We start from the raw sequence: 25,351 nt of genomic DNA on the forward strand, positions 1-25,351 counted from the left end.
GTCGGGCGAATGCGGTGTGTATCCGCATCCGGACCCAGGGGGTTTACCCATGTCACGCATTGCCAAGAACCTGCCGGGATTCACGAAGTATCTGGGTGCGGCGCTGACGGCGCTGACGATCGGTGGTCTGATCGCAGCGACGCCTGCCGACGCGTTCTCCCGACCAGGACTGCCCATCGAATACCTGGACGTGCCCTCGGCGGCCATGGGCCGAAACGTCAAAGTGGAGTTCCAGGGTGGTGGCCCGCACGCCCTCTACCTGTTGGACGGCCTGCGCGCCCAGGATGACACCAACGGCTGGGACATCAACACCCCGGCATTCGAGTGGTACAACCAGTCGGGCATCTCGGTGGTCATGCCGGTCGGAGGTATGTCGAGCTTCTACACGGACTGGTACCAGCCTGCGGTCGGCAACGGCACCACTCAAACCTATAAATGGGAGACGTTCCTGACCCGCGAGCTGCCGGCCTGGCTGTCCGCCAACAAACACGTCTCGACCGGGGGCAACGCCGTGGTCGGGCTGTCGATGAGCGGCTCGACCGCACTGATCTATGCCGCCGACCACTCGAATGTATTCCGGTACGCCGGCTCACTGTCCGGATTCCTCAACCTGTCCGATCCCTTCTGGCCGCCGCTGGTCGGGCTGGCGATGAACGATGCCGGTGGCTTCAATCCCGGCGCGATGTGGGGTCCGCCGAGTGACCCGGCATGGGCCCGCAACGACCCGACGGTCAATGTCGGCAAGATCGTCGCCTCCGGCGCCCGGCTGTGGGTGTACTGCGGCACGGGCACACCCGACGACTTGGCAGGTGCCGCCAGCGGTGCGCCACAACAGTTCCTGGAGAACTTCACTCTGGCGTCCAACACCAAGTTCCAGGCCGCGTACGTCGCCGCCGGCGGGCACAACGCCACGTTCAACTTCCCGCCGACCGGCACCCACACCTGGGCCTACTGGGGTCAGCAACTCCAGCAGATGAAGCCGGACATCCAGGCCGCGCTCGGCGCGCGCTAACCGACGGCAGGCCGCCGGCCCGCCCACGGGCGCGCACCCTCGATCTGCGCACTCAGCGACAGCAGTGTCGCCTCGTCAAAAGGCCTGCCCACCAACTGAATCGACGTCGGGATGCCGTTGTCGTCCAGCCCCCAGGGCACGACGGCCGCGGGTTGACCGGTGACGTTGAACATCGCTTGAAACGGCACCCGCGCCGCGACCGACGCCAGGGTCGCGACGGCGCCCCGGCGCTGATACTGCCCGACCCGAGACGGTCCGGTGGCAGTGCCAGGGGTGATCACGACGTCGACTTCGTCGAACACCGACTGCACCCGCGCGGTCAGTGCGGGTTCGCCGGCCCGGATCGCATCGATCCGCCGCTGCGAGATCAACCCACCGATCCTGGCGAAGGCCCGGGTCCGCCGGTCCAGTCGCTCCGGGTGCGGCAGCGCGGCCACGTCGTCGTAGACGCCGCGAAAGTACCGCGGCAGGGCGTGGCCGTACACCGCCGCCCGGGGGTAGTCCGGATCTCGATGGACGACGTCGTGGCCGAGTTCACGCAGCAGCTCACCGGCCTGCGCCACCGCGGCGCGCTGCTTGGCTCCCACCCTTGCGGTCACCAACGGTGGCACCTTGGTGCTCAACGCAATCCGCAAGCGTCCGGGTGCCCGCCGGGCGGCGTCGACGAAGCCACCGTCGGTGGTGGCGTCGAGGAACAGGGCCGCGTCTTCGACGGTGCGGGCCAGTGGCCCGTACGCGACCAGCCCGCACCACGAATCGTCGTGCGGGCTCATGGGCACCCGGTCACGCTGCGGTTTGATGCCGTACAACCCGCACCACGCGGCGGGAATCCGGATCGAGCCCATGCCGTCCGATCCCAGTGCCATCGCCGCCAGCCCCGCGGCGACCGCGGTGCCACTGCCGCCGCTGCTGCCGCCCGGCGCGTAGCCCGGATTCCAGGGGTTCCGCGTCGCGCCGTAGGTCAGCGTCTCGGTGAACGGCCAGATCATCATCTCGGGCACCGCGGTCTTGCCCAGGATCACCGCGCCGGCGGCGCGCAGCCGGCGGATCACCTCGGCATCCGCGGTGGCCGCCGGTCCGTGCGCGCTGCTGCCGAACGTGGTCAGCTCGCCCGCCACATCGGTGTCGTCCTTGATGGCGATCGGCACGCCGAGCAGCGGCAGCCGTTCCCCCGCGTCCAGCCGGGCCTGCGCGGCCCGCGCCTGAGCGCGGGCATCATCGGCCAGAACGGTTCGATAACAACGCAATTCGGGATCGATCCGCCCGATCCGATCCAGGTACAGCTCGACGAGTTCGGGTGCGGTCACCGCACCGGCGGCGAGCATCCTGGCCTGTTCGGCCGCACCGGCGAACGCCAGCTCACGAGAGTCCATGCGGCGCAGATTACCCATCATCGGCGGTGTTTTGTGGCGTACTCCCCCGGTGTACAGCCCAGCATGGCCCGGAAGTCGTTGATGAAGTGTGCCTGGTCGTACCAGCCCAATCGCACTGCCAGGTCGGCGAAGTCGAGGTCGGGCACCGTCTCGATCTGCAGTGCTGCGTGCTGCAGGCGGTAGCGGCACAGCACCCATTTCACCGGCACTCCGACGTAACGGCGAAACACCCGCTGCGTGGTCCGCTCGCTCCAGGGCGACAGCGCCATCACCTGTTCGACCCGGTGCAACTGTGGATCTGCGCTGACGCGGTCGAGCAACGTCAACAGGTCGCGATAGGTGGTGTCCACGTCGGTGCGGTTGCCGATCGCGGCGTCGAGGGCCGCGGCCGTCTGCTCGATATCGTCGGGGAAAGACGCTGAGGTGCCGAGCAATTCGGCGCCGGCAGGAACCACGTGGCCCGTGAGCGCGCCGGCGTCCCGGCCGAACCGGGCGGCGAAGCCGCCGGGCCGGAACCTGGCGCCCACCACCGCACCCGACGCGGACAGGGTGGTGGTGAACACCCGCTCGACCACGCCGTGTACCAATGTCGCCGGCAGTCGGTGACCGTGCCGAACGCCGTCGGTGCCCCACTCGTGCGTCAGGTGCACCGCGGGAAAGGTGATGACCGTGCTGTCGAACGGGTCGGCGTCCCGTAGATCCCAAGTGACGGACCAGAAATTCTCGACCCAGACGGCTGCCGCGGCGGACGGCTGCCACTGCTGCAGGTCGAACACCGAGCCGGTATTGGCACGGCCGACCACACCAAGCCTCGGAGCTGTTGTCGGGTTTTTCCAAGCCGCCACACACTGACCCTACGAAACTGGGTGCCATGAGCGTGCAACCAATTCCCCAGGGCTACACCAGCCTCACCCCGTTCCTGGTGATCGATGGAGCTGCCGCCGCGATCGACTTCTACGTCGAGGTGTTCGGCGCCCGGCTGATCGAGAAGATGGATGCCGGCGACGGCACCGTGGCACATGCCGAGCTGGACTTCGGTACCGGCCGGCTGCAGTTGTCCGATCCCAACCCGGACTACGAACTGGTGGCGCCGCCACGCAGCGGTCCGGTCACGCATTCGGTGGTGTTGTACTGCCCCGACGTCGACGCGGTGGTCGACCGCGCCGAGCGTGCCGGCGCGACAATCCGGGAGGCGACACAGACTTTCGTCACCGGTGACCGGTTCGCGTCGATCATCGATCCGTTCGGCCAGCGCTGGGCGGTGATGACGCGGGTCGAAGAAGTCGACGCCGCCGAACGCGAGCGGCGCCTGTCCGAGTGGGCGGCCGCGAACGTCTGAGTCGCACGACGTCCAGGCGAGGGGCAAGGCCTGTTGTGGGGGCACCTCCCGCCTGCGGGGGAGAGTGCGACAAATGTTGTCTCAGCCGGTTGGCCTACCGTGAACTGATGGCCTGTGTGTTCTGCGACATCGTCGCCGGGAAGGCACCCGCGGTGCGCGTCTACGAAGACGCCGACTACGTGGCGTTCCTGGACATCCGCCCGTTCTCCCGCGGCCACACCCTGGTGGTGCCCAAGCAGCACTACGAGAACCTGGTGGACACCCCGCCCGACGTGGTGGCCGGCATGGCCAAACTCGGTCAGCGCATCGCACAGGCGTCGCGCGAGTCCGGCCTGCACGCCGACGGCAACAACATCGCGATCAACGATGGCAAAGCCGCATTTCAGACGGTGTTCCACATCCATCTGCACGTCGTCCCACGCAAGACAGGCGACAAGCTGGCGTTTGCCAAAGGCATGCTGTTGCGCCGTGATCCCGACCGGGAAACCAGTGGAAAGATCCTACTGGAGGCGGTGGCGCGCCTGTCTGATCCGCAGGCAGACTTGAAGCCATGAGCATGCCCCTGTGGGAGAAATACCTCGGCCTCCCGTTGCTGAAGATGCACGACCGGATCTACCAGAAGACCGAAGGCCGGATCGGGCACCAGTTCCCCGGCGTCCCACCGAGCCTGCTGCTGCACACCGTCGGCGCCAAGACGGGCCTGGCACGCACCACGTCGCTGACCTACGCGAAGGACGGCGACGCCTACCTGGTGGTCGCGTCCAAGGGCGGCGAGCCGACGGCGCCCGGCTGGTACTTCAATCTGAAGGCCAACCCCGAGATCGAAATCAACGTCGGCACAAAGCGAATCCCGGTGACGGCCCGCGTGGTCGGCAAGGATGACCCCGACTACGCGCGGCTGTGGCAGGTCGTGAACAAGAACAACGCCAACCGGTACGCGGGCTACCAGAAGCGCACCACCCGGCCCATTCCGGTGGTCGCGCTGACCCCGCGCTAGAGCAGCTGCTCGGCGAGCAGCCGTAGCGTCGTCTCACGAGCCGGGGCGGTGGCTGGATCGCAGCCCCGGCGCGCGGCGGCGACGGGGCTGACCATCACCTCGTCGACGCCGAAATGCGATGCCAGGTCCCGAATCTGGGCCGCCGCCTCTGCGGGTGCGCCGACGACGGCCCGCTCCATTCCAGCGGCGACGATCGCCTGCTGCGTCGGCGTGAGCTGGTTGTGCTCCGAGTCTTCGACCAGGTCCAGCGGGCGCAGCGGCTCGCCGGTGCGCAGCCACGCCATCATCTGCAGGTTGGGGCGGATCAGCTGTTCGGCCTCGTCGCGCGTCTCCGCCACGCAGGCATTGACGGTCATGAAGGTCGTTGGCGCGTCCGCGAATTCGCTGGGCCGGAACTCCTCGCGATAGGTGGCCAAGGCCTCCTCGGTGCCCTGCCCGGAGAAGTGGTGGGCGAACACATACGGCAGCCCCTTGGCGGCGGCCAGGTGCGCCGAATACATCGACGAGCCCAGCAGCCACAGTTTCGGCGGGCGCACCGCCGACGGGGTGGCCTTCAGGATGTAGTTCTTGTCCAACAGGTTTCGCCCCTCGAGGGATACCTTGACGCCGCCGGGGCTCATCAGGGCGACGACGTCATCGAGGTACTCGGGAAAACGCTGGATGTCCTCATCGGTGCGCCCGGCCGGGCCGCGCAGCGCGATCGAGGTGACGGGGTCGGTGCCCGGCGCCCGGCCGACACCGAGGTCGATGCGCCCCGGGGCCGCCGCTTCCAGCAGCGCGAACTGCTCGGCGACTGCCAGCGGTGCATGGTTGGGCAGCATCACGCCGCCCGAGCCCAGCCGCATCTGCGAAGTCTGGGCGGCCAGGTAGCCCAGGACGACAGGTGGGCTGGTGGCGGCGACCGCGGGCATGTTGTGGTGCTCGGCCACCCAGTAGCGCGTGTAGCCCAGCTGGTCGGCGGCCTTGGCGAGGCGCACAGTGGCGGCGAAGGCGTCGACGGTGGACTGGTCGCTCCGGACGGGGACGAGATCGAGGACAGACAACTGCACGATCTAATCCAACCCTTCCGGGAGCGATGCGATTCCCTTGGCCGTGCTGAACACGTCGTCCAGCATGGCCGGGGTGAGCCTGCCGGTGAAGGTGTTCTGCTGACTGGGGTGGTAGCAGCCGAGGAGGCGTCGCCCGTCGGGAAGCGCGGCCAGCGCGCCGTGCCCGAACTTCGGATACGGCCGTCCCGCTCCCGTCAGGTCCAGCGCGGCCTTCCAGGCGAAGCCGCCGAGCGCGACGACGACCCGGACGTCCTGGCCAGTCAGCCGCCACTCGGCACTCAGCCACGGCTCGCACGTGTCCCGCTCCTGCGGCGTCGGGGCGTTGTCCGGCGGCGCACAGCGGACCGCGGCGACCACGCGAATATCGTTGAGGGCCAGCCCATCTGCCGCGTCGATGCTCTCACCACTGTTGGCCAGGCCGGCCCGATGCAGGGCGGCGAAGAGGAAGTCGCCCGACCGGTCGCCGGTGAACACCCGGCCGGTGCGGTTGGCGCCGTGCGCGGCGGGCGCCAGACCCAGCACCCAGATCCGCGGCCGGTCCACGCCGAGCCCCGGCGCGGGCCGACCCCAGTACGGCTCACCGGCGTAGGCCTTGCGCTTGGCCACCATCCGTATCGCGACCTCCTCACGCCAGGTGACGAGGCGGGGGCATGCGCGGCACACCGATACCTGAGCGTCGAGGTCGGCCACCTCGGTGCAGCGACGGGCCCTGGTGCGGACCTGCGTCGCGGTGCGGGCGACGGAGGTGTCGGCGTCGGCCGGATCCCCGGGCCAGCCCGAGCCGGCCGGCACCGGCGACGGGAACAACATTCCGGTTCTGGGATGCGGCAGCACCCCCAAGATTCTGCCCCTAGGCAGTGCGGCTAAGCGGCGAAGCTGTCCAATTGGACGCTGTGGTAAGCCGACCGCAGCCTTTCGTACCGGTACCGGTTGTACGCCAACGGATCCAGGACGACGGCTCGCGGCAAGTACCGCCAGGCCAGCTGCGATGCCTTCAGATACAGCGCATATTCGACGCGGGTCAAGCGGGTCGATCGAATGTCGAGCAGCTCCTGCATCTTCGGGTGGGCGTGACGCTGCCCGAGCACCTTCGGCACCCGCAACACAAGCGGCGTCACCGCATTCCACAGCGGCAAGATGAGAACCTGCAGCCGCTTCGGCAGCAAAGCGGGAACCGGCAGGTCATCGAAGCTGTCGTTGGCGTACTGCAGAAATCCGTTGTCCGCCAAGTGTTCTTCAGCGACGCGGTCGTAGTACGCCAACATGTCGGCCAGTGTTTCGGGCAGCTTGGCGCGGGCACTGGGCAGCTCCAGATAGCTCGTCATCGACCGCAGGGTCTGATATACGACCTCGCGTTGCCCGGCGTCGAGATCGTCGCCGCGGACCGCGAGGTAGCCGCGGTAGAACAGATTCAGTGAGCTGATGGCGATCCAGTTCCAGAGCTCCGGGTCGAGCGCACTGAATCTGGTGTCCGCGAATTCGCCGTTGCCCGTGCCCCGTACGCCGCCATGCAGCCGTTTGAGTTCCTCGGTATCCCACCGCCGGTCGGCCTCGTCGCCGAACAACATCAACATCCCATGAGCCAGCGACCGGATGCCCCGATCGGTGAAGTTCTCCTGAAACCGGCCGGACCAGTCAACCGCCGCGGCGATCGGGCGGTACGCAACCTGATCGAGCGCCAAGCGCCCGAACAGCCCGAGGCTCAACGGCGAGCCCAACCACCACCGGACGTCGGCCGCCAGCTCCGCGTGGGGCTGGCCCGGGTGCCACGGCTCGACTGCGGCGTCTACGGATGCTGCAGTGCTCGTCATCCCGAATCCAATCTGTCATCAAGCGTTGATAGATGGGATCAGCGAACCATCTGTCAACACGTGTGTCAAGATTGGTGACATGAGTGGGGCAAGGCAGTACGGCGGGCGCAGCGGTGCCGACCGCGTCGCCGAGCGGCGGCGCCGGTTCGTCGCCGCCGGCCTGGACCTCATGGGGACCAAGGGCATCGCCGCGACAACCCTGCGCGGCGTCGCGGAGCGGGCCGGGCTCGCGGCGCGCTACTTCGCCGAGTCGTTTCCCACCATCGAGGACCTGCACCTGGCGGTGTTCGACAGCATCATGGCCGAGGTCGAAGAGCGTGGACTCGCCGCGATTGCCGATACCGAGGGCAGCCCCCGGGCGCGGGCGCGGGCGGCGCTCAGCGCACTCGCCGACGTCGCGCTGACCGACCGGCGCAAGGGTCGCATCGTCCTGATCGAGGCAGTTTCCTCAACGGTCCTCGGACCGCGCCGCCTCGCCGAGGCTCAGCGATTCGCCGGCATCGTCGCCGGGCTGAGCGGTTCCGAGACCGACCCGGAGCCCCTGGATGTGCAGTTGGCCGCACAGTTTGTCATCGGCGGAGTGGCCGAGACGCTGACCGCCGTCCTCGTCGGGGAGATCACCGTCGACCGGGAGCATCTCATCGACATGCTGAACGACCTGTTGTTTGCTTCATTGCGGGCAGTCCGCGCGACAGCCGGTGCCGTCAGAACGGGATGACCGACTCGCTGTTGAGGTTCAGCCACACCCGGCGCGCCCAGCGTCGCACTGGACCGGCGGACAAGTGGGCGATCAGTTCACGGTCGTCGATCAAGTAGCCCCCGGGCACCCGCTGCCACAGGCCGGCCATCCAAAGCTCCAGCGCCGCAACGGTTGTCACGGGGCCTGAGGCGATGAGATCGAGCGCCGCGTCGGTCACGAAAGCCGGTCGGCGCGTGCGCACGCTATGGCTCACGGCACGCACGTGGAGCTCTATCGCGGTCGCAGACACATGCGCTCCGCGACGGCTGTCGCGCAGCGCTTCCATCTCGGCCAGCAAGGCCTTGCTGTACACATAGCTGACGATACCCGTAACACGGGTGTTACACGGGATTAATGCCTACGGCACACGGCGCGAGTCTTCGCTGGTCACCACCCGACTCCTAGACTTGCCCCGTGCATACCGCGCTGCCCAGCCTCATCGCCGAACTCCCCGCCGACGCCGTCGTCACCGATCCGGACATCGTCGCGTCCTACCGACAGGACCGGGCCCTCGATCCCGACGCCGGCACCCCCATCGCGGTAGTCCGGCCACGGAGCACCGCGGAGGTGCAGACGATCCTGCGATGGGCCAGCGCGCACAAGATCGCGGTGGTGCCGCGCGGCGCCGGCACCAGTCTGTCCGGCGGGGCGACCGCGGTCGACGGCGGCATCGTGCTGACCACCGAACGGATGCGCGACATCGTCGTCGACACCGCGACCCGTACCGCGGTGGTGCAGCCCGGCCTGCTCAACGCCGAGGTGAAGAAAGCCGTTGCGGCCCATGGGCTCTGGTACCCGCCCGACCCGTCGTCGTTCGAAATCTGCAGCATCGGCGGCAACGTCGCGACCAACGCCGGCGGCCTGTGCTGCGTGAAGTACGGCGTCACCACCGACTACATCCTGGGTCTGCAGGTGGTGCTGGCCGACGGCACCGCGGTGCGACTCGGCGGACCGCGACTGAAAGACGTTGCGGGACTGAGCCTCACGAAACTGTTCGTCGGCAGCGAGGGCACCCTCGGCATCGTCACCGAGGCGACGCTGCGCCTGCTGCCGCCGCAGCACCGCGGCTGCACCGTGGTGGCGAGCTTCGACTCGGTGCGCGCGGCGGCCGATGCCGTCGTGACCATCACCGGCAAGATTCGCCCGTCGATGCTCGAGTTCATGGACGACGTCGCGATCAACGCCGTCGAGGACAAGCTCAAGATGGGGCTGGACCGCAGCGCCAAGGCCATGCTGGTCGCAGCCTCCGACGACCGCGGCCCGGCCGGCGTCGAGGACACCGAGTTCATGGCCCGCGTGTTCACCGAAGCCGGTGCGACAGAAGTGTTTTCGACTGACGACCCGGACGAGGGCGAGGCCTTCGTGGCCGCCCGGCGGTTCGCCATACCCGCCGTGGAAGCCAAGGGCCCACTGCTCCTGGAAGACGTCGGCGTGCCGTTGCCCGCGCTGGCGGACCTGGTCGCCGGCGTGGGCGAGATCGCCCGCAAGCACGACCTGCTGATCTCGGTGATCGCGCACGCCGGGGACGGGAACACCCACCCCCTGATCGTCCACGACCCGAACGACGCCGAGAACACGCGGCGCGCCAACATCGCATTCGGCGAGATCATGGATCTGGCCGTGTCACTCGGCGGCACCATCACCGGCGAACACGGCGTCGGCCGGCTCAAGCGGCCGTGGCTCGCCGGCCAACTCGGGCCGGAGGTCATGGAACTGAACCGCCGGATCAAAGCGGCGCTCGACCCCGACAACATCCTGAATCCGGGGGCCGGAATCTGATTTGGGGCATTGACACGCCGAGCCCACCGCCGTACACATAAGACATGACGGCGATTTTGTCTCACGAGACATCCGGCTCCCCCGTGGCGTTCCAGCTTGCCGATTCAGCCGGGTGGGTCGACCCCTGGCCGATGTACAAGTCGCTACGCGACCACGATCCCGTCCACCACGTGGTGCCCGCCGACAATCCGGCTGCCGACTACTACGTGCTGTCGCGGCACGCCGACATCTGGACCGCGGCGCGCGATCACCAGACCTACTCCTCGGCACAGGGCCTGACCGTCAACTACGGCGAACTGGAACTCATTGGCCTGCAGGACAACCCGCCGATGGTCATGACGGACCCGCCCGTACACACCGAATTCCGAAAGCTGGTGTCACGCGGCTTCACGCCGCGCCAGGTCGAGGCCGTCGAGCCCAAGGTGCGCGAGTTCGTCGTGCAACGACTGGAAAAGCTCAAGGCCGCCGGCGGCGGTGACATCGTGGCCGAGCTGTTCAAGCCGTTGCCGTCGATGGTCGTCGCGCACTACCTGGGCGTGCCCGAGGCCGATCGCGACCAGTTCGACGGCTGGACCGAGGCCATCGTCGCCGCCAACACCGCCGAAGGCGGCCTCGGTGGTGCACTCGAGACACTGGGCAGCGCGCTCGGCGACATGATGGCGTACTTCACCGCGCTGATCGAGCGCCGTCGCAAGGAGCCCGAGGACGACACGGTGTCGCACCTGGTCGCCGCGGGCATCGGCGCCGACGGCGACATCAGCGGCGTGCTGTCGATCCTCGCGTTCACGTTCACCATGGTCACCGGCGGCAACGACACCACCACCGGAATGCTGGGCGGCTCGGTGCAACTGCTGCACCGGCGCCCCGACCAGCGCCGGCTGCTCGTCGAAAACCCCGACCTCATCACCGAATCCGTCGACGAACTGCTCCGGCTCACCTCGCCGGTGCAGGGCCTGGCCCGCACCACCACCCGCGACGTGACCATCGGCGACACCACCATCCCGGAGGGCCGCAAGACCCTGCTGCTCTACGGCTCGGGTAACCGCGACGAACGCCAATACGGGCCCGACGCAGGCGAATTGGACGTGACACGAGCACCACGCAACATCCTGACGTTCAGTCACGGCGCGCACCACTGCCTGGGCGCGGCGGCCGCGCGAATGCAGTCCCGCGTCGCCCTGACCGAACTGCTCTCGCGGATACCGGAATTCACCGTCGACGAGGATCACATCGAGTGGGCCGGCGGCAGCTATGTGAGACGCCCACTGTCGGTGCCGTTTACCATTTGCTGATGGCAAACGACTGGCTGGCCGGCCGACGCACCGAGGTCGCGGCGGAGGCCATCCTGGACGCCGCTGACCGCCTGTTCGCCGAGCAGGACGCCGCGACCGTCGGCATGCTCGAAATCGCCAGGGCGGCAGGGTGTTCCCGCGCCACGCTGTACCGGTACTACGAGAACCGCGACGTGCTCCACCTGGCCTACGTGCACCGCGAGGCGTTCCGGGTGTTCGCCAAAGTCGGCGAGCAGATCGCGGACGTCACCGATCCGCGCACCCGTCTGCTCGACGGTGTGGCGATCGCGCTGCGCAGCGTGCGGGAAAGCCCAGCACTGTCATCGTGGTTCGTCGCCACCCAGCGGCCCATCGGCGGTGAGGTGGCCGCGCAGTCGGACGTCATCACGGGGCTGGTGGCGGCGTTCCTGTCGGCGTCGTGGCCCGAGCTGGAGACCGAGGCCGCGCACCGCCGGGCCAACTGGCTCGTCCGAATGCTGGTGTCGCTGCTGATGTTCCCCGGCGCCGACGAAGACGACGAACGCGCGATGCTCGACGAATTCGTCGTACCTCAGCTCGTTCCGGCCGACTAGGCCTCCCAGTACGCCCGGGCCTTGATGGCCTTCTTCGGAATCTGGTAATCCTCGCGCAGCACCTTGACCACCGACCGGGTGGTCCGGTTGTCGCACGCCACCCAACCGAAGTGGTCGGAGGCGTCGAACGCCGACGCCCGCACGGTCTCGACGAGCGCCTCACCGTTGTTCTTGCGGTCGACCCAGGTGACGGACAGCCCCGGAGCGCCGGTGCCCACCTCAAGGTCGCGGTCGTCATCGTGACCCGCCTCCAGGTACACCTGGACGGACGCCTCGCCGATGGCCTGCAGCAGCGAGTTGATCGCCGGCAGCGATGCGGTGTCACCGACCAGGAGGTAGCCGGCCGGCGCGGGCTCGGGCAGCTCGAAGCTGCTGCCGAGCAGCGTGACCTCGAGGGTGTCACCGGGTTTGGCATTTTGAGCCCAGCGGGTGGCCAGCCCGTCATGGAGCGCGAAGTCGATGTCGGTGGTGCCGGCGACTGGATCGGGGTTGACCAGCGTGTAGCCACGCTGGTGCGCCTTGTCCCCGTCGGGGAACCAGCCCCGGACCCACATGGTGGGGTGCACCGGCCGCTCGGTCAGCAGGTTTCCGGTGGTGAAGTGCAGCCGCAGGTAGTTCGGGGTGATCTGGGTGCGGCCGGTGACGGTCAGCTCGTAGTCGCCGCCCCGCCACAGTTTGACCAGCGCGCCCTGGATTCCACGCGACGGCTTCGACTCGGTCATGTATCACCCTCCGATTGGACTCTTAGGGCAGCATAACCTAATTGATGGTGTTGGTTGATTGCCTGCGATTTGCGCTGGCCACAGCTATCTTCGAGCCGTGTTCGGCATCCTCCGGCCCTGCCGGCATCGGCTCGGCAAGGAACTCGCGGCCGTCTGGACCGCCCAGCTGTGCGGGCTGTGCCTCGCGCTTCGTGACGACTACGGGCAGGGTGGCCGGGTCGCCACCAACTACGACGGGCTCGTGGTGTCCGCGTTGGTGGAGGCGCAATCCACGGCGACACCCGGACGCCGCGAGGCCGGCCGCTGCCCACTACGCGGCATGCGCAAGGCCGACGTCGCGGTCGGCGAATCGGTCCGCCTCGCGGCCGTGGTCTCGCTGGTGCTCGCCGCGGCACGGGTGCGTGACCACGTCGACGACGGCGACGGGGTCTTCGCCGCGGCCGGTGTGCGGCCCGCGGCCCGACGGATCGCCGACCGCTGGGCGCGCCAAGGTACAGACGTCGGTACCGCACTGGGCTTCGATACCGCTGTGCTGATGGACGCGATCGGGCGGCAGGCGGCGCTGGAAGCCGCTGCGGCACCGGGTAGTTCGTTGCTCGCGGTCACCGAGCCCACCGAGACCTCCGTGGCCGCGGCCTTCGGACACACCGCGGTGCTGGCCGGGCGGCCGGCGAATGTCGAGGCGCTGCGCGAGGTGGGCCAGTTGTTCGGGCGGGTCGCGCACCTGCTCGACGCGGTCGAGGATCTGCACGACGACCGCGTGCACGGGAAATGGAACCCGTTGGCCGCCACCGAAACACCGATCGGCGACGTCCGGACCCTGTGCGACGACGCGGTGCTCGGCATCGAACTGGCCCTGGCCGACGTGGAATTGACCGACGGGCGGTTGGTGCACCGGCTGCTGACGCGCGAATTGCGACGGGCCGTGACCCGGACCTTCAGCGGCGCCGGGTTCAAGGCGACGGACGTGCCGCCAGACGCGGTCCCGCCGCTCGCCTCATTCGGCGAATTGCCGTTGGACGGCGGCGCCGGGGAGGAAACCATCGAAGAGGATCCCGACAAGAAGGCCGAGCGGAAGGCGCGCTGGTTCGACGGCTGCTGTACGTGCGACTGTTGTTGTGATTGCGGGGATTGCGACTGTTGCTGCGACTGCGGGGACTGCTGCGACTGCTAGTTCCGCACCCGCGTGAACCGGTGCAGCAACCACGACACCGGAATGGTGAACAGCATCGTCCAGGTGAACAACGCGAACGTCGACCCCGTCCAGATGTGCTGCTGCATCACCTCGACCATGACGAGTTCCATGATGATCAGGTGCACCAGGAAGATCTCGTAGGAGATCTCACCAAGGAACACCATCGGCCGGCTCCCCAGCAGCCACGCGTACCAACCCCGGTTTCCCAGGCCCAGCGGTGCGACGACCAGGCTGGCGATGGCGGCGTACAGCACCGCCTTCCACAGGCTCTGCGGCAGCGTCGCGGGCGAAGTCGTCGGAGCGCCGGCGATGGGCGTCGACGCGATGAGGTAGCAGACCAATGCCAGTGGGATGCACAGGAATCCGTAGGCCCGCACACCCATCACGGACAGCACCGAGAGCAGCATGCCGCCGACGAACCAGATCAGGTAGGTGGGCAACCAGAGCCGGGCGCCGTCGGGCAGGAAATCGGTGGTGTGCACGAGCGTCAGCCACGCCAGGCTCGACGCGGCCAGCACCCCCAGCGCACCGAGCAGCCGGGCCGGCCGCCACTGTCGCCGGCACAGCACGACCATCAGCACATAGGCCAACAGCGGAAGGGCAACGTAGAACGCAACTTCCACCGCCAGGCTCCACATCTGGGTGAGTCCCTGATGCAGCCAGGAGAACAGGTAGTTGTCGGTGTAGATCTGGGTCAGCGTGAGATTCCGGACCAGCCCCAGCCAGGTATGCCCGGGGTTGGGGCCGGCAGTCCGGAAGTGATACAGCGCGTAGGCCGCCAGCACCGTCACCACGTAGGCGGGCATGATCCGTCGCACCCGGTGCCAGGCGTAGCGCCGCACCGACGGTGCCTCGTAAGGCTTTTCGGCATCGGTCCGAGCCAGCGCCTTGACCCACGGGCTGAACAACAGGAAACCCGACAGCACGAAGAAGATCGGCACACCGATCTCGGCACGCGAATACATCAGCCCGACATAGGTCTGGGTGTACTTACCTGTCGTGAACGCTGCGTGGGTCAGGACAACGAGCAGTGCGGCAACCGCACGGACCCCGGTGAGTGAATCAACCCGGGTCACTTGTACTTGCGCTTGCCCTCGCCTCGACCTTCGCTGTGGCCGCCGCGGCGATCGTCGTCACGGCCACGGCCTTTGTACGGCCCACGATCTTGACGGCCACCGCGATCGGAGTACGAACCCCGGTCCGAGCCGCGGTCGGGGCGCCCGCCACGATCCTGGTAACCGCCGGATTGCCCGCCCTTGTCCAGCTCCAGGTGGATCAACTGGCCCGAAATGCGGGTGCTCTCAAGCTTTTTGAGCGTGTCCTTGCTCAGTTTGGCAGGCAGCTCGACCAGCGAGTGGTCGACGCGGATGCTGATGTGCCCGAAGTCGCTGCGGTTGAGGCCACCCTCGTTGGCGATGGCACCCACGATGGCACCCGGCATCACCTTGTGCCGCTTGCCCACGGAGATGCGGTAGGTGGCCAGATCCTCGCGCGTCGACCGGGGCTTGCGCTCGCGGTCGCCACGGTCGCCGCGATCATCGCGATCCCGGTCCGTGCGCTCGCGCCGCTTCTCCGGCGGCGGCTCCTTCATTAGGAACTCTTCGCCGCCCTGGGTCAGCGCCGCCAACGCCGCCGCGACGTCGGCCATCGGCACATTGTTGTCGCGTTCGTAGTCCTCGATCAGCCTGCGGAACAACTCGATGCCGGGCGCATTGAGGGCATCAGTGATCGAATCTTGGAACTTCGATACGCGTTGCGCGTTGACGTCGTCGACCGAGGGCAGCTGGGACTCGATGAGCTTCTTACGCGTAACGCGCTCGATCGAGTTGAGCAGATGCCGTTCCCGCGGGGTGACGAACAGCAACGCGGTGCCCGACCGACCCGCGCGGCCGGTACGCCCGATGCGGTGCACGTAGGACTCGGGGTCGTGCGGGATGTCGTAGTTCAGCACGTGCGAGATGCGTTCGACGTCCAGGCCGCGGGCCGCCACGTCGGTGGCGATCAGGATGTCGATCGAGCCGTCCTTGAGGCCGTTGATCGTGCGCTCACGGACCGCCTGCGGAATGTCACCGTTGATCGCGGCCGCGGAAAAGCCACGGGCCCTCAGCTTTTCGGCGACTTCCTCGGTGGCCTGCTTGGTCCGGACGAAGACGATCATCGCCTCGAACGGCTCGACCTCGAGCAGCCGGGTGATGGCGTCCATCTTGCGCGCGCCGGCCACCTGGATGTAGCGCTGCGTGATGTTCTCGGCGGTCTGCGCCTTGGCCTTGATGGTCACCTCGACCGGGTCGTGCAGGTACTTCGAGGTGATCTTCTTGATGGCCGGCGGCATGGTGGCCGAGAACAGCGCGACCTGCTTGTACTCCGGGGTGTCCGCCAGGATGCGCTCGACGTCCTCGGCGAAGCCCATCTGCAGCATCTCGTCGGCCTCGTCGAGCACCAGGTAGTCCAGGTGCGAGAGGTTCAGGCTGCCCTTGCTCAGGTGATCGATGACCCGGCCCGGGGTGCCCACCACGACCTGGGCGCCGCGCTTGAGGCCGGCCAGCTGCGGCGTGTAGGACGACCCGCCGTAGATCGCCAGCACGTTGACGTTCAGGTGCGCGCCGTACTTGCCGAACGCCTCGGCCACCTGCAAGGCGAGCTCGCGAGTCGGCGCCAGCACCAGACACTGGGTGTTACGGCTGGTGGGGTCGATCTTGGACAGCACCGGAACCGCGAACGCGGCGGTCTTGCCGGTGCCGGTCTGGGCGAGACCGACGACGTCGGATCCGCTCAGCATCGCGGGAATGGTCGCGGCCTGGATGGGCGAGGGTGACTCGTATCCGACGTCGGTCAGCGCGCGCAGCACCTCCGGGCGGATGTTCAGGTCGGCGAAGGTGACCTCGGCGTCGGCGGAGGTTTCAGAAGTGACCTCGGCGCTGGACTCAGCGGAGGTTTCAGAAGTGGTGTTGCTGCCGCCCGAATCCGGGTCGGTCTCGGGTGAAGACGTCGTCATTATGCAAGGAGTCTAGAGGGTTATCAGGCCAGGTACGCCCAGCATGGCCGACCGGCCTCGGCCTCGTCCGCCTTATAGGGTGGCCGGGTGCGCTGCGCCGAACCGAAACTGATGACGATCGCGGTGGCCGCACTCGCTGCGGCAAGCCTGTCCGCCTGCGGGTCGGGCGACTCGACCGCCTCCAAAACTCCCGATCCGACCGCGCCGGCCGCTGCCAAGAAATCCGCCGCGCCGACCGTCGTCGCAGGTCCGAAGACCAGCGCGGCGCCGGCCGATCCCTGCGCCGTCAGTCTCACGGCCCCCGATATCGCGAAGGCGGTGTCGACGCTGCCGGCCGACCCACGGAGCAAGCAGGGCTGGAGCCCCGAGCCGCTGGCCGGGAACTACAACCAGTGCGCGCCACTGTCGGTGGTGATTGTGAAAGCGAACACCAACGCCGAGCAGCCGAACACCCGCGCCGTCATGTTTCACCTGGGCCAATTGATCCCGACCGGCGTGCCCGACACGTACGGGTTCAACGGCATCGACCTCGCCCAGACCACCGGCGACACCGTCGCGCTGAGCTACACCAACCCGGCCAGCGGGCTCAAGAGCATCGTGCGGTTCCACTGGAACGGCAACGGTGTCGAGCTGATCGGCAACACGCACTAGGTGCGCAGCACCTTCTCCATGGCCTTGCCCTTGGCCAGCTCGTCGACCAGCTTGTCCAGGTAGCGGATTTTCCGCATCAGCGGGTCCGCGACGTTCTCGACGCGGACGCCGCACACCAGCCCGGTGATGAGCGCGGCGTTCGGGTTCAGCTTCGCCGCGGCGAAGAAGTCCTCGAACGTCGTCTCTGCTTTCAGGTGCTCGGCCAGAGTGGCCTGGTCGAAGCCGGTGAGCCAGCTGATGACCTGGTCGAGTTCGGCGGTGGTGCGCCCCTTCTTCTCCACCTTGTTGACGTAGTGGGGATAGACCGACGCGACGCTCGTGGTGAAAATCCTGCTCACTCCAGCCACGGTAACCCCGGTCTGTCGGCGGGCTGCCATATGGTGACGACGTGTTCCTCAGTCCGACCGATCACGCTGCGCCGGTCATCTACAGCGCATCGGATCTCGCGGCCGCGGCGCGCTGCGAGTACGCGCTGCTGCGCCGGTTCGACGGGCTGCTGGGCTGGGGGCCGAAGGCCACCGTCGACGACGATCTGCTGGCCCGCACTGCCGAACTGGGCGACGCGCACGAGCAGCGGCATCTGGAGCAGCTGCAGGAGGCGTCCGGGGACAACGTCACCATGATCGGCCGGCCGCGGCCGTACACCGTGGCCGGGCTGATCGGCGCGGCCGAAGCGACGAAGGCGGCCGTCGACCGTCGGGAGCCGGTGATCTATCAAGCCGCGATGTTCGACGGCCGCTTCCTCGGTTTCGCGGACTTCCTGATCCTGGAGGACGGCCGGTACCGCCTGCGGGACACCAAGCTGGCCCGCTCGGTGAAAGTCGAGGCGCTGCTGCAATTGGCGGCGTACGCCGACGCACTGGAACAGGCCGGCGTGCCGGTGGCGCCCGAGGTGGACCTGGTGCTCGGCGACGGCACCATCGCCAGTTATCCGGTGGCCGAACTACTTCCGGTCTACCTGCCGCGGCGGGCAGCGCTGCAGCGACTGCTCGACACGCACCGGGCCGGTGGGGCTCCGGTGTCCTGGGAGACGCCTGAGTTGCGGGCCTGCCACCAATGCGAGGACTGCGAGGTCGAGGTCCGCGAACGCGACGATCTGCTGCTGGTGGCCGGCATGCGGGTGAGCCAGCGGGCCCGGCTGCTCGACGCCGGGATCACCACCATGCACGAGCTGGCCGAGTACGCCGGCGCGGTGCCGGGGCTCTCGTCGCGCATCGTGGCGAACCTCGTCGGCCAGGCGCGGCTGCAGGTCGCGCCCCCGATCGACGACAAGCCACAGTTCGAGGTCATCGACGCACAGCCGCTCACCGCGCTGCCCGAACCCGACCGCGGCGACCTGTTCTTCGACTACGAAGGCGACCCGCTGTGGACCGAGAACGGCCGGGACTGGGGCCTGGAATACCTCTGGGGCACCCTGACCGCGACCGGGCAGTTTCACCCGTTGTGGGCGCACGACCGCGCCAGTGAACGCCAGGCCCTCATCGATTTCCTGGCACTGGTCCGCAAGCAACGCAAGCGCTACCCGAACATGCACATCTATCACTACGCGGCCTATGAGAAGAGCACGCTGCTGCGGCTGTCCGGGCGCTACGGTGTCGGTGAGGCCGAGGTGGACGAGTTGCTGCGCAACGGCGTGCTGGTGGACCTTCTGCCGTTGGTACGCAAGAGCATTCGGGTCGGCACCGAGAGCTACAGCATCAAGTACCTGGAGCCGCTGTACATGGGCGGCGAGTTGCGCGACGGCGACGTCACCAAGGCCACCGACTCGATCACCGAATACGCGCGCTACACCGACCTCGAGGCCGCCGGGCAGCACGAAGAAGCGGCGACGGTCCTCAAGCAGATCGAGAACTACAACCACTACGACTGCCGCTCCACGCTGCGGCTGCGCGAGTGGCTGCTCGGGGTGGCCTGGGCCGAGGGCATCGCGCCACGCGGACCGGCGAGCGGCGGGCCCGCGCAACCCGAGACGGCGGTGCTCGCCGACGACGCGACACAGCGCGCGCTGGCGAAGTACGCGGGCGACGGCACCGCGGCACGCTCGGACAAGCAGCAGGCCGTCGCCATGATCGCGGCCGCCCGTGGGTACCACCAGCGCGAGGAGAAGCCGTTCTGGTGGGAGCATTTCGACCGGCTCAACAATCCGGTCGACGAATGGGCCGACTGCACAGACGTTTTCGTGTCGACGGCGACCCCGCACGTCGCCGTCGACTGGAACATACCGCCCAAGGCCCGCAAGCCGCAGCGCCAGGTACTGCTGCGCGGTGAGATCGCCGCCGGTTCGATCCCGCCCGGCGCCGAGGTGTTCGCCCTCTACGAGCCGCCCTCTCCGCCAGGCCTTTCCGACGATCCCGATGTCCGCGCCGCCGGTACCGCGAAGGTATTGGACTGCAACGAGGACGGCACCGAGGTGCTGATCATGCACCGCACCGGCAAGGACGGCGACCAGTTCGCGCAGCTGCCTTTCGCCCTGACGCCGGGTCCGCCGCCGAACACCAAACCGCTGCGGAATTCGATCGAGACGACGGCCGGCGTGGTCGCCGCCGGGTTGCCGTCGTTGCCGCCCGATGCCGCGCTCGACATTCTGCTGCGGTCCGCCCCGCGCACCCGGTCCGCGGGTCCGCTCCCCCGCACCGGTGACACGGCGCGGGACATCGTTGCCGCCCTGCGGGATTTGGACTCGTCGTACCTTGCGGTGCACGGGCCGCCGGGCACCGGCAAGACCTACACCGCCTCGAAGGTCATCGCCGACCTGGTCAACCAGAACCACTGGCGCATCGGCGTGGTGGCGCAGTCGCACGCCGTCGTGGAGAACGTCCTCAGCAGCGTGGTCAAGGCCGGCGTCGACGGCCGGGTGGTCGGCAAGAAGCGTGCCCCCGCGGACGCGCCGTTCGCCGACGTGCCGGACAACCAGTACGCGCGATTCATCGAGGACAGCAGCGGCTGTGTGATCGGCGGCACCGCTTGGGATTTCGCCAATGACGGCCGGGTCCCGCGCGGCTGCCTAGATCTGCTCGTCATCGAGGAGGCCGGCCAGTTCAGCCTGGCCAACACCGTCGCCGTCGCGCCGGCCGCGAGCAATCTGCTGCTGCTCGGCGATCCGCAGCAGCTGCCGCAGGTGAGCCAGGGCACCCATCCCGAGCCCGTGGACGAGTCGGCCCTGAGCTGGCTGGTCGAGGGCCGGCACACCCTGCCCGCCGAACGCGGCTACTTCCTGGACGTGTCGTACCGGATGCACCCCGCGGTGTGCGCGCCGGTATCGGCCCTGTCATACGACAACCGGCTGCTGTCCGCCGAAAGTGTCAGCGGCGCACGGCAACTGGCCGGGGTCGAACCCGGCGTGCACCTGCTGACCGTCGACCATGAGGGCAACGCGACCGAGAGTCGTGAAGAGGCCGAGGCGATCGTCACCGCCATCGCCGGCCTGGTCGGTCGGGAGTGGACCGACGAGGATGGCACGAAAACCCTTGGACCCGAAGATGTTCTGATCGTGGCGCCATACAACGCGCAGGTGGTACTCCTGCGCGACCAAATGGACGCGGCCGGCTACGGCGACGTCCAGGTCGGCACCGTCGACAAGTTCCAGGGGCGGCAGGCACCCGTGGTCTTCGTCTCGATGACGGCGTCGTCCATCGCCGAGGTCCCCCGCGGAATGGGTTTTCTGCTGAATCGCAACCGGCTCAACGTGGCGATCAGCCGCGCGAAGTACGCCGCCTACGTGGTGCGCTCGAGGTACTTGACCGACTATCTGCCGTCGACCCCGGACGGGATGATCGAACTGGGCGCGTTCCTGTCGGTGACGGGGGCGCAATGACGCTCCTCGCCCAGCTGGCCGAGATCGTCGGGGCGGCCTATGTCACCACCGATCCCGACGTCCTCGCCGGCCGGGTCGTCGACCACACCGGCCGCTATCACGGCCGGGCTCAAGCGCTGGTCCGCCCGGGCAGTGACGAGGAAGTCGCGGCCGCACTCCGCGCGTGCCGCGACGCGGGCGCCTACGTCACGGTGCAGGGCGGGCGGACGTCGTTGGTCGCCGGCACCGTCCCCGAGCACGACGACATCCTGCTGTCCACCGAACGACTGTCGGCGGTCGGCGCCGTGGACACCGCGGAACGGCGCATCCGGGTCGGCGCCGGAACCACGTGCGCCGCAGTGCAACACGCTGCCGCGGCGGCGGGGCTGGTGTTCGGGGTCGATCTGGCGTCGCGTGACTCGGCGACCGTCGGCGGTATGGCGTCGACCAACGCAGGCGGACTGCGTACCGTGCGCTACGGCAATATGCGTGAGCAGATTCTGGGCCTCGACGTCGCAATGCCGGACGGCTCGGTGGTGCGCCGGCACAGTCAGGTACGGAGCGACAACACCGGTTACGACCTGACCGCGCTATTCGTGGGCGCGGAAGGCACGCTCGGGGTGATCACCGGACTCGACCTTCGGCTGTATCCGGCTGCGCCGCACCGGGTTACCGCGGTGGCCGGCTTCGACGATCTGGATGCCCTGATCGCTACCGGCCGCCGGTTCCGGGATACGCGCGGCATCGCCGCACTCGAGCTCATCGACTCGCGCGGCAGTGATCTGACCGCCGAACATCTGGGAGTCACCGCGCCGGTGGACGGAGCCTGGCAGCTGCTCATCGAGATGGCAGGCGACACCGATCAGACCGAGCTGCTCGCCGCCGCACTGGAGGATGCCGAGCTGGTCGGCGAACCCGCAGTGGGCATGGACACCAGCGCATCTCAGCGACTCTGGCAGGTGCGCGAATCGATCGGCGAAATCCTGGGCTGGTACGGGCCACCACTGAAATTCGATGTGTCGCTGCCGCTTTCGTCCATAACCGGGTTCGCCGACCGCGCCGTCCACCTGGTCGCCGAGCACGCACCCGAGGCCATCCCCGTCCTGTTCGGCCACGTCGGCGAGGGCAACCTGCATCTGAACCTGGTGCGCTGCAACGTCTCCGGCGAAACCGAACGCACGCTCTACACCGCGATGATGGCGCTGATCGCCCACTGCGGCGGCAACGTCAGCTCCGAACACGGCGTCGGCACCCGCAAGCGCGACTACCTGACCATGTCGCGCACCGACGCCGACATCGCGGCCATGCGCACGGTGAAGGCGGCGTTCGACCCGACCGGTTACCTCAATGCCGCGGTGCTGTTCCGCTGACCCCGTTCCACTTCGGGCGGTAGCGTCGATATGGTGCGCCGATACGCCATGGTGGTTGCCCTCACGTTGCCCCTGCTCGCGATGACCTCGGCACCTGCCGGCCAGGCCACGCCGTCGTGCGCCGCTCCCGATCCGAGCCGCGCGCCCGCGCTCATCACCGGGTTCGACGGCTACGCCGCGGTGAACCTCTGCGACTACGCCGGGCCCAAGCACTACGGCTGGTCGTCGTACCGCTTCAAGACCGCCGGCGACGTGCACTGCGAGCTGTACGACGGACCGAACTCGTGGCAGTACTACTCGAGCATCACGTGCTGGGGACAGCTTCCAGGCGTGCCGGCGGGCGTGACCCAGGTGGAGGTCGCGGCCGGCAGCGCGGCGAGCTACGGCCAGGCGGACCTGAAGCAGAAGGAAACGCAGGACGGCGGGGTGCCTGTCGACCCGGCCAGTTACCGGGAGCTCGCCCCTGGCCAGAAGATCGCCGTCCCCGGCGCCAAAGGGTCCGTCGACGAGAACGATGAGGTGTGCGCGACGGCCGGCGACGGAGCTCTCACCTGCGAGATCCAGAATCCCGGCGAGGCCTGGGGCCAGGACAGGAAGACCCACGGATTCGTGTTGTCGGCGCAGGGCAGTCGGGTCTACTGAGCCGCGGTTGATCGTGGTCCGCCTTGTGTGGCCGCGACAGTAACGCCAGGGCGCGGATCGGGGCCGAAAATCGCCCTGTGGTTACGCTCGCGAGCGGCTGCCACCACGTGCGGCGCTACATCGAGTGCAGGCCGTAGACACCCGGCTCGTCGGCCTCGTCGTCTTCCCGGTAGTGCCGGCCCCGGCGCGGTGGCAAAGGCGCATCGGCCACCACGACCTCCGGGCGACGCGGACCCTGCCAGTGGTCGACGCGCATCGGAATAGGTGAGGTGCGCGGCTCTTCAGGTTCTTCAGGTTCTTCGGATTGTTCGGACTCGTCGGGTTCGTCGTACCCGTCCCACGGATCGGCATCGTCCACGGCATCGAAGGCGGCGCGGTCGACGGTGTACTCGACGTAGTCGTCGTCATCGGGAAAGTAGTTGGGCTCGGCAGGCTCCGGGACCGAACTCCGGGGCCGAACGAACGGCGCGGCCGTGGCCTGGCCGCGCAGGAACAGCGCGGCGACGACGCCGAACAACGCGACGAACGCCGGTAGCAGCAGCGACTGCGACATCGCGGTCGCGAACGGCTCGTGCAGGAACGGCGGCAGCGTCACGGCGGCGCCCTCGCCCGCCGGCGGCCGTCCGCCGGCGGGCAGCTCGGCGCTGATCCGGGACGTCATGTAGGCGGCCATGCCGGCGCTGCCGAGCACCGAGCCGACCTGCCGCGTCGCGTTGTAGACGCCGGAGCCGGCGCCGGCCAGCCGCGGCGGCAGATTTCGGGTGGCGGTCGCCGCCAGCGGCGACCAGATGAACGCCATGCCGACGCCCATGGCGACGAACGGCAGCACCAGTTGCCACAGCGGCGTGTCCGGGTCCAGCCCGAACGACAACCACGTCAGTCCGATGGCCAGCGCCGAAAATCCGGACCCGACGATGGGTTGCGGCGGGTAGCGATCGATCAGCTTGCCGACGAGCGGCGCCAGCATCCCGGACACCACCGCCATGGGCGCGGTGAGCAGCGCCGACTCCGTCGCACTCCGCCCGAGAACGGCCTGGGCGTGGAACATCACCGGCAAGATCATGGCGGTCACGCAGAAGCCGATGGTGGCCACGGCCACGTTGGACAGGCAGAAGTCGTTGTCGTGGAACACCGTCAGCGGGATCAATGGCTCGTTCGGGTTGACCGACTGCCAATACACGAAGGCGGCCATGAAGCCCACTCCGGCGAGGATCACCAGCCAGATCCACCAGGCCCAGTCGTGCGTCTGCCCCTCCTGCAGGCCGAACACGATGCCGAACATGCCGACACCGGACAGCACCACGCCGAGGACGTCGAACCGGTGCCGCTCGGTCGGCAGCTGCGGCACCAGCACCCAGGCCAGGGCCAGGCCGACGATGCCGATCGGCACGTTGACGAAGAAGATCCACTGCCAGCCGAGGTGGTCGACCAGCACGCCACCGGCGAGGGGCCCGACCAAAGTCGCCACCCCGGCCGTGGCGCCCCACACGCTCATGGCCGCGCCCCGGTGGTCGGGAGGGAAGATTCGGGTGATGGTGGACAGGGTCTGCGGCGTCAACAGGGCCGCGCCGAGACCCTGCACGACGCGCGCGGCGATGAGCATCCCGATGCTGCCGGACAAGCCACACCACAACGACGCCAGCGTGAACACCGCCAGGCCGGTCAGGTACAGGTTCCGCGGCCCGAAGCGGTCACCGAGCCGGCCCGCGACGAGCAGCGGTACCGCATACGCCAACAGATAGGCGCTGGTCACCCAGATGACGCCGTCGTAGTCGGTGCCGAGCTTCCGCATGATCACGACGTTGGCGACGGCGACGATCGTGGAGTCCACCAGGATCATGAAGAAGCCGAACATCATGGCCCAGAGGGCGTTCCACGGTCGACTGACCTGCGCAGTGCTCACCGACGAACTCCGGCGGAAATCAACGTATGCATGCAGTGGGTATCGAATCGGGTGGCCGGCGATGTGCCGGTCTCGACTTCGACGCTACGGACAGTCGCGGATCCGAACAAGTTCAGC

General features: G+C 68.2%; 24 protein-coding genes. 13 read left to right on the forward strand and 11 right to left on the reverse strand.

Going from position 1 to position 25,351, the window contains the following annotated elements; all coding sequences use genetic code 11:
• Window positions 1-49 precede the first annotated feature (49 nt).
• Window positions 50-1,012, forward strand: coding sequence for an alpha/beta hydrolase (locus QRN63_RS22680; protein ID WP_267315224.1), 963 nt, complete (start codon window positions 50-52; stop codon window positions 1,010-1,012).
• Here QRN63_RS22680 and QRN63_RS22685 read toward each other — a convergent pair.
• Together QRN63_RS22685 and QRN63_RS22690 are read right to left on the reverse strand one after the other, a co-directional pair.
• Window positions 1,009-2,385: an amidase gene (locus QRN63_RS22685; RefSeq protein WP_285032806.1), complete on the reverse strand. Its 1,377-nt coding sequence runs from the start codon at window positions 2,383-2,385 to the stop codon at window positions 1,009-1,011. The two genes, QRN63_RS22680 and QRN63_RS22685, sit on opposite strands and share 4 nt — an antisense overlap.
• 17 nt (window positions 2,386-2,402) lie before the next feature.
• Entirely contained in the window at window positions 2,403-3,230 is an 828-nt protein-coding gene (locus QRN63_RS22690) for an AraC family transcriptional regulator (protein WP_285032807.1), read from the reverse strand.
• Window positions 3,231-3,256: 26 nt separating this feature from the next.
• Between QRN63_RS22690 and QRN63_RS22695 the strand changes: the two genes are divergently transcribed.
• From QRN63_RS22695 to QRN63_RS22705, 3 genes are all read left to right on the forward strand, one after another.
• A complete protein-coding gene (locus tag QRN63_RS22695; RefSeq protein WP_267315227.1) occupies window positions 3,257-3,724 on the forward strand; it encodes a VOC family protein in 468 nt (155 codons plus the stop codon).
• Window positions 3,725-3,831: 107 nt separating this feature from the next.
• Window positions 3,832-4,278 (forward strand): HIT family protein, encoded by a 447-nt coding sequence (locus QRN63_RS22700; protein ID WP_285032808.1) that lies wholly within the window; start codon window positions 3,832-3,834, stop codon window positions 4,276-4,278.
• Entirely contained in the window at window positions 4,275-4,721 is a 447-nt protein-coding gene (locus QRN63_RS22705) for a nitroreductase family deazaflavin-dependent oxidoreductase (protein ID WP_285032809.1), read from the forward strand. The genes QRN63_RS22700 and QRN63_RS22705 overlap by 4 nt, the downstream gene beginning before the upstream one ends.
• Here the strand turns inward: QRN63_RS22705 and QRN63_RS22710 are convergent.
• Genes QRN63_RS22710 through QRN63_RS22720 form a run of 3 tightly spaced genes read right to left on the reverse strand, consistent with a single transcriptional unit; the run spans window position 4,718 to window position 7,581 of the window.
• Complete coding sequence (locus QRN63_RS22710; protein WP_285032810.1) at window positions 4,718-5,770, reverse strand: LLM class flavin-dependent oxidoreductase; 1,053 nt, start codon at window positions 5,768-5,770, stop codon at window positions 4,718-4,720. The genes QRN63_RS22705 and QRN63_RS22710 overlap by 4 nt on opposite strands.
• A 3-nt stretch (window positions 5,771-5,773) precedes the next feature.
• Window positions 5,774-6,580, reverse strand: coding sequence for a uracil-DNA glycosylase (locus QRN63_RS22715; protein ID WP_285033395.1), 807 nt, complete (start codon window positions 6,578-6,580; stop codon window positions 5,774-5,776).
• A gap of 53 nt (window positions 6,581-6,633) precedes the next feature.
• Entirely contained in the window at window positions 6,634-7,581 is a 948-nt protein-coding gene (locus tag QRN63_RS22720; protein ID WP_285032811.1) for an oxygenase MpaB family protein, read from the reverse strand.
• A 79-nt stretch (window positions 7,582-7,660) separates the two neighbouring features.
• Here QRN63_RS22720 and QRN63_RS22725 point away from each other — a divergent pair, with 79 nt between their 5' ends.
• Window positions 7,661-8,299, forward strand: coding sequence for a TetR/AcrR family transcriptional regulator (locus QRN63_RS22725; protein WP_267315233.1), 639 nt, complete (start codon window positions 7,661-7,663; stop codon window positions 8,297-8,299).
• Here QRN63_RS22725 and QRN63_RS22730 read toward each other — a convergent pair.
• A complete protein-coding gene (locus tag QRN63_RS22730) occupies window positions 8,286-8,633 on the reverse strand; it encodes a hypothetical protein (protein ID WP_267315234.1) in 348 nt (115 codons plus the stop codon). The genes QRN63_RS22725 and QRN63_RS22730 overlap by 14 nt on opposite strands.
• 101 nt (window positions 8,634-8,734) lie before the next feature.
• Between QRN63_RS22730 and QRN63_RS22735 the strand changes: the two genes are divergently transcribed.
• From QRN63_RS22735 to QRN63_RS22745, 3 genes are read left to right on the forward strand one after another with little or no spacing between them, the layout of a single operon-like run.
• The gene (locus QRN63_RS22735; protein WP_285032812.1) at window positions 8,735-10,099 is read left to right on the forward strand and encodes an FAD-binding oxidoreductase; all 1,365 of its coding nucleotides are present in this window, start codon (window positions 8,735-8,737) and stop codon (window positions 10,097-10,099) included.
• A gap of 44 nt (window positions 10,100-10,143) precedes the next feature.
• Window positions 10,144-11,391 carry a cytochrome P450 gene (locus QRN63_RS22740; protein ID WP_285032813.1) on the forward strand — a complete coding sequence of 416 codons (1,248 nt, stop codon included), beginning with the start codon at window positions 10,144-10,146 and terminating at the stop codon, window positions 11,389-11,391.
• Window positions 11,391-11,963 carry a TetR/AcrR family transcriptional regulator gene (locus QRN63_RS22745; protein ID WP_267315237.1) on the forward strand — a complete coding sequence of 191 codons (573 nt, stop codon included), beginning with the start codon at window positions 11,391-11,393 and terminating at the stop codon, window positions 11,961-11,963. Before QRN63_RS22740 ends, QRN63_RS22745 begins: the two co-directional genes overlap by 1 nt.
• Here the strand turns inward: QRN63_RS22745 and QRN63_RS22750 are convergent.
• Entirely contained in the window at window positions 11,960-12,685 is a 726-nt protein-coding gene (locus QRN63_RS22750; protein ID WP_285032814.1) for a siderophore-interacting protein, read from the reverse strand. The genes QRN63_RS22745 and QRN63_RS22750 overlap by 4 nt on opposite strands.
• Before the next feature lie 97 nt (window positions 12,686-12,782).
• On the opposite strand from QRN63_RS22750, the gene QRN63_RS22755 reads away from it, so the two are divergent.
• Window positions 12,783-13,859, forward strand: a complete 1,077-nt coding sequence (locus tag QRN63_RS22755; RefSeq protein WP_285032815.1) for a DUF5685 family protein — start codon at window positions 12,783-12,785, stop codon at window positions 13,857-13,859.
• Here the strand turns inward: QRN63_RS22755 and QRN63_RS22760 are convergent.
• Together QRN63_RS22760 and QRN63_RS22765 are read right to left on the reverse strand one after the other, a co-directional pair.
• The gene (locus QRN63_RS22760; RefSeq protein ID WP_285032816.1) at window positions 13,856-14,956 is read right to left on the reverse strand and encodes an acyltransferase family protein; all 1,101 of its coding nucleotides are present in this window, start codon (window positions 14,954-14,956) and stop codon (window positions 13,856-13,858) included. The two genes, QRN63_RS22755 and QRN63_RS22760, sit on opposite strands and share 4 nt — an antisense overlap.
• Window positions 14,953-16,875, reverse strand: a complete 1,923-nt coding sequence (locus tag QRN63_RS22765) for a DEAD/DEAH box helicase (protein WP_285032817.1) — start codon at window positions 16,873-16,875, stop codon at window positions 14,953-14,955. The genes QRN63_RS22760 and QRN63_RS22765 overlap by 4 nt, the downstream gene beginning before the upstream one ends.
• Window positions 16,876-16,986: 111 nt before the next feature.
• Here QRN63_RS22765 and QRN63_RS22770 point away from each other — a divergent pair, with 111 nt between their 5' ends.
• A complete protein-coding gene (locus tag QRN63_RS22770; RefSeq protein WP_267316593.1) occupies window positions 16,987-17,526 on the forward strand; it encodes an LppP/LprE family lipoprotein in 540 nt (179 codons plus the stop codon).
• Here QRN63_RS22770 and QRN63_RS22775 read toward each other — a convergent pair.
• The gene (locus QRN63_RS22775) at window positions 17,523-17,864 is read right to left on the reverse strand and encodes a DUF2200 domain-containing protein (protein ID WP_502888177.1); all 342 of its coding nucleotides are present in this window, start codon (window positions 17,862-17,864) and stop codon (window positions 17,523-17,525) included. The two genes, QRN63_RS22770 and QRN63_RS22775, sit on opposite strands and share 4 nt — an antisense overlap.
• 50 nt (window positions 17,865-17,914) lie before the next feature.
• On the opposite strand from QRN63_RS22775, the gene QRN63_RS22780 reads away from it, so the two are divergent.
• Genes QRN63_RS22780 through QRN63_RS22790 form a run of 3 tightly spaced genes read left to right on the forward strand, consistent with a single transcriptional unit; the run spans window position 17,915 to window position 23,331 of the window.
• A complete protein-coding gene (locus QRN63_RS22780; protein WP_285032819.1) occupies window positions 17,915-21,340 on the forward strand; it encodes a TM0106 family RecB-like putative nuclease in 3,426 nt (1,141 codons plus the stop codon).
• Entirely contained in the window at window positions 21,337-22,689 is a 1,353-nt protein-coding gene (locus QRN63_RS22785) for an FAD-binding oxidoreductase (RefSeq protein WP_285032820.1), read from the forward strand. The genes QRN63_RS22780 and QRN63_RS22785 overlap by 4 nt, the downstream gene beginning before the upstream one ends.
• 33 nt (window positions 22,690-22,722) lie before the next feature.
• Window positions 22,723-23,331 (forward strand): hypothetical protein, encoded by a 609-nt coding sequence (locus QRN63_RS22790; protein WP_285032821.1) that lies wholly within the window; start codon window positions 22,723-22,725, stop codon window positions 23,329-23,331.
• A 115-nt stretch (window positions 23,332-23,446) separates the two neighbouring features.
• On the opposite strand, the gene QRN63_RS22795 is transcribed toward QRN63_RS22790, so the two are convergent.
• Window positions 23,447-25,189, reverse strand: a complete 1,743-nt coding sequence (locus tag QRN63_RS22795; protein ID WP_285033396.1) for an MFS transporter — start codon at window positions 25,187-25,189, stop codon at window positions 23,447-23,449.
• Window positions 25,190-25,351 lie beyond the last annotated feature (162 nt).

Source organism: Mycolicibacterium sp. lyk4-40-TYG-92 (genome assembly GCF_030209435.1).
In the GTDB taxonomy this organism is placed as follows: domain Bacteria; phylum Actinomycetota; class Actinomycetes; order Mycobacteriales; family Mycobacteriaceae; genus Mycobacterium.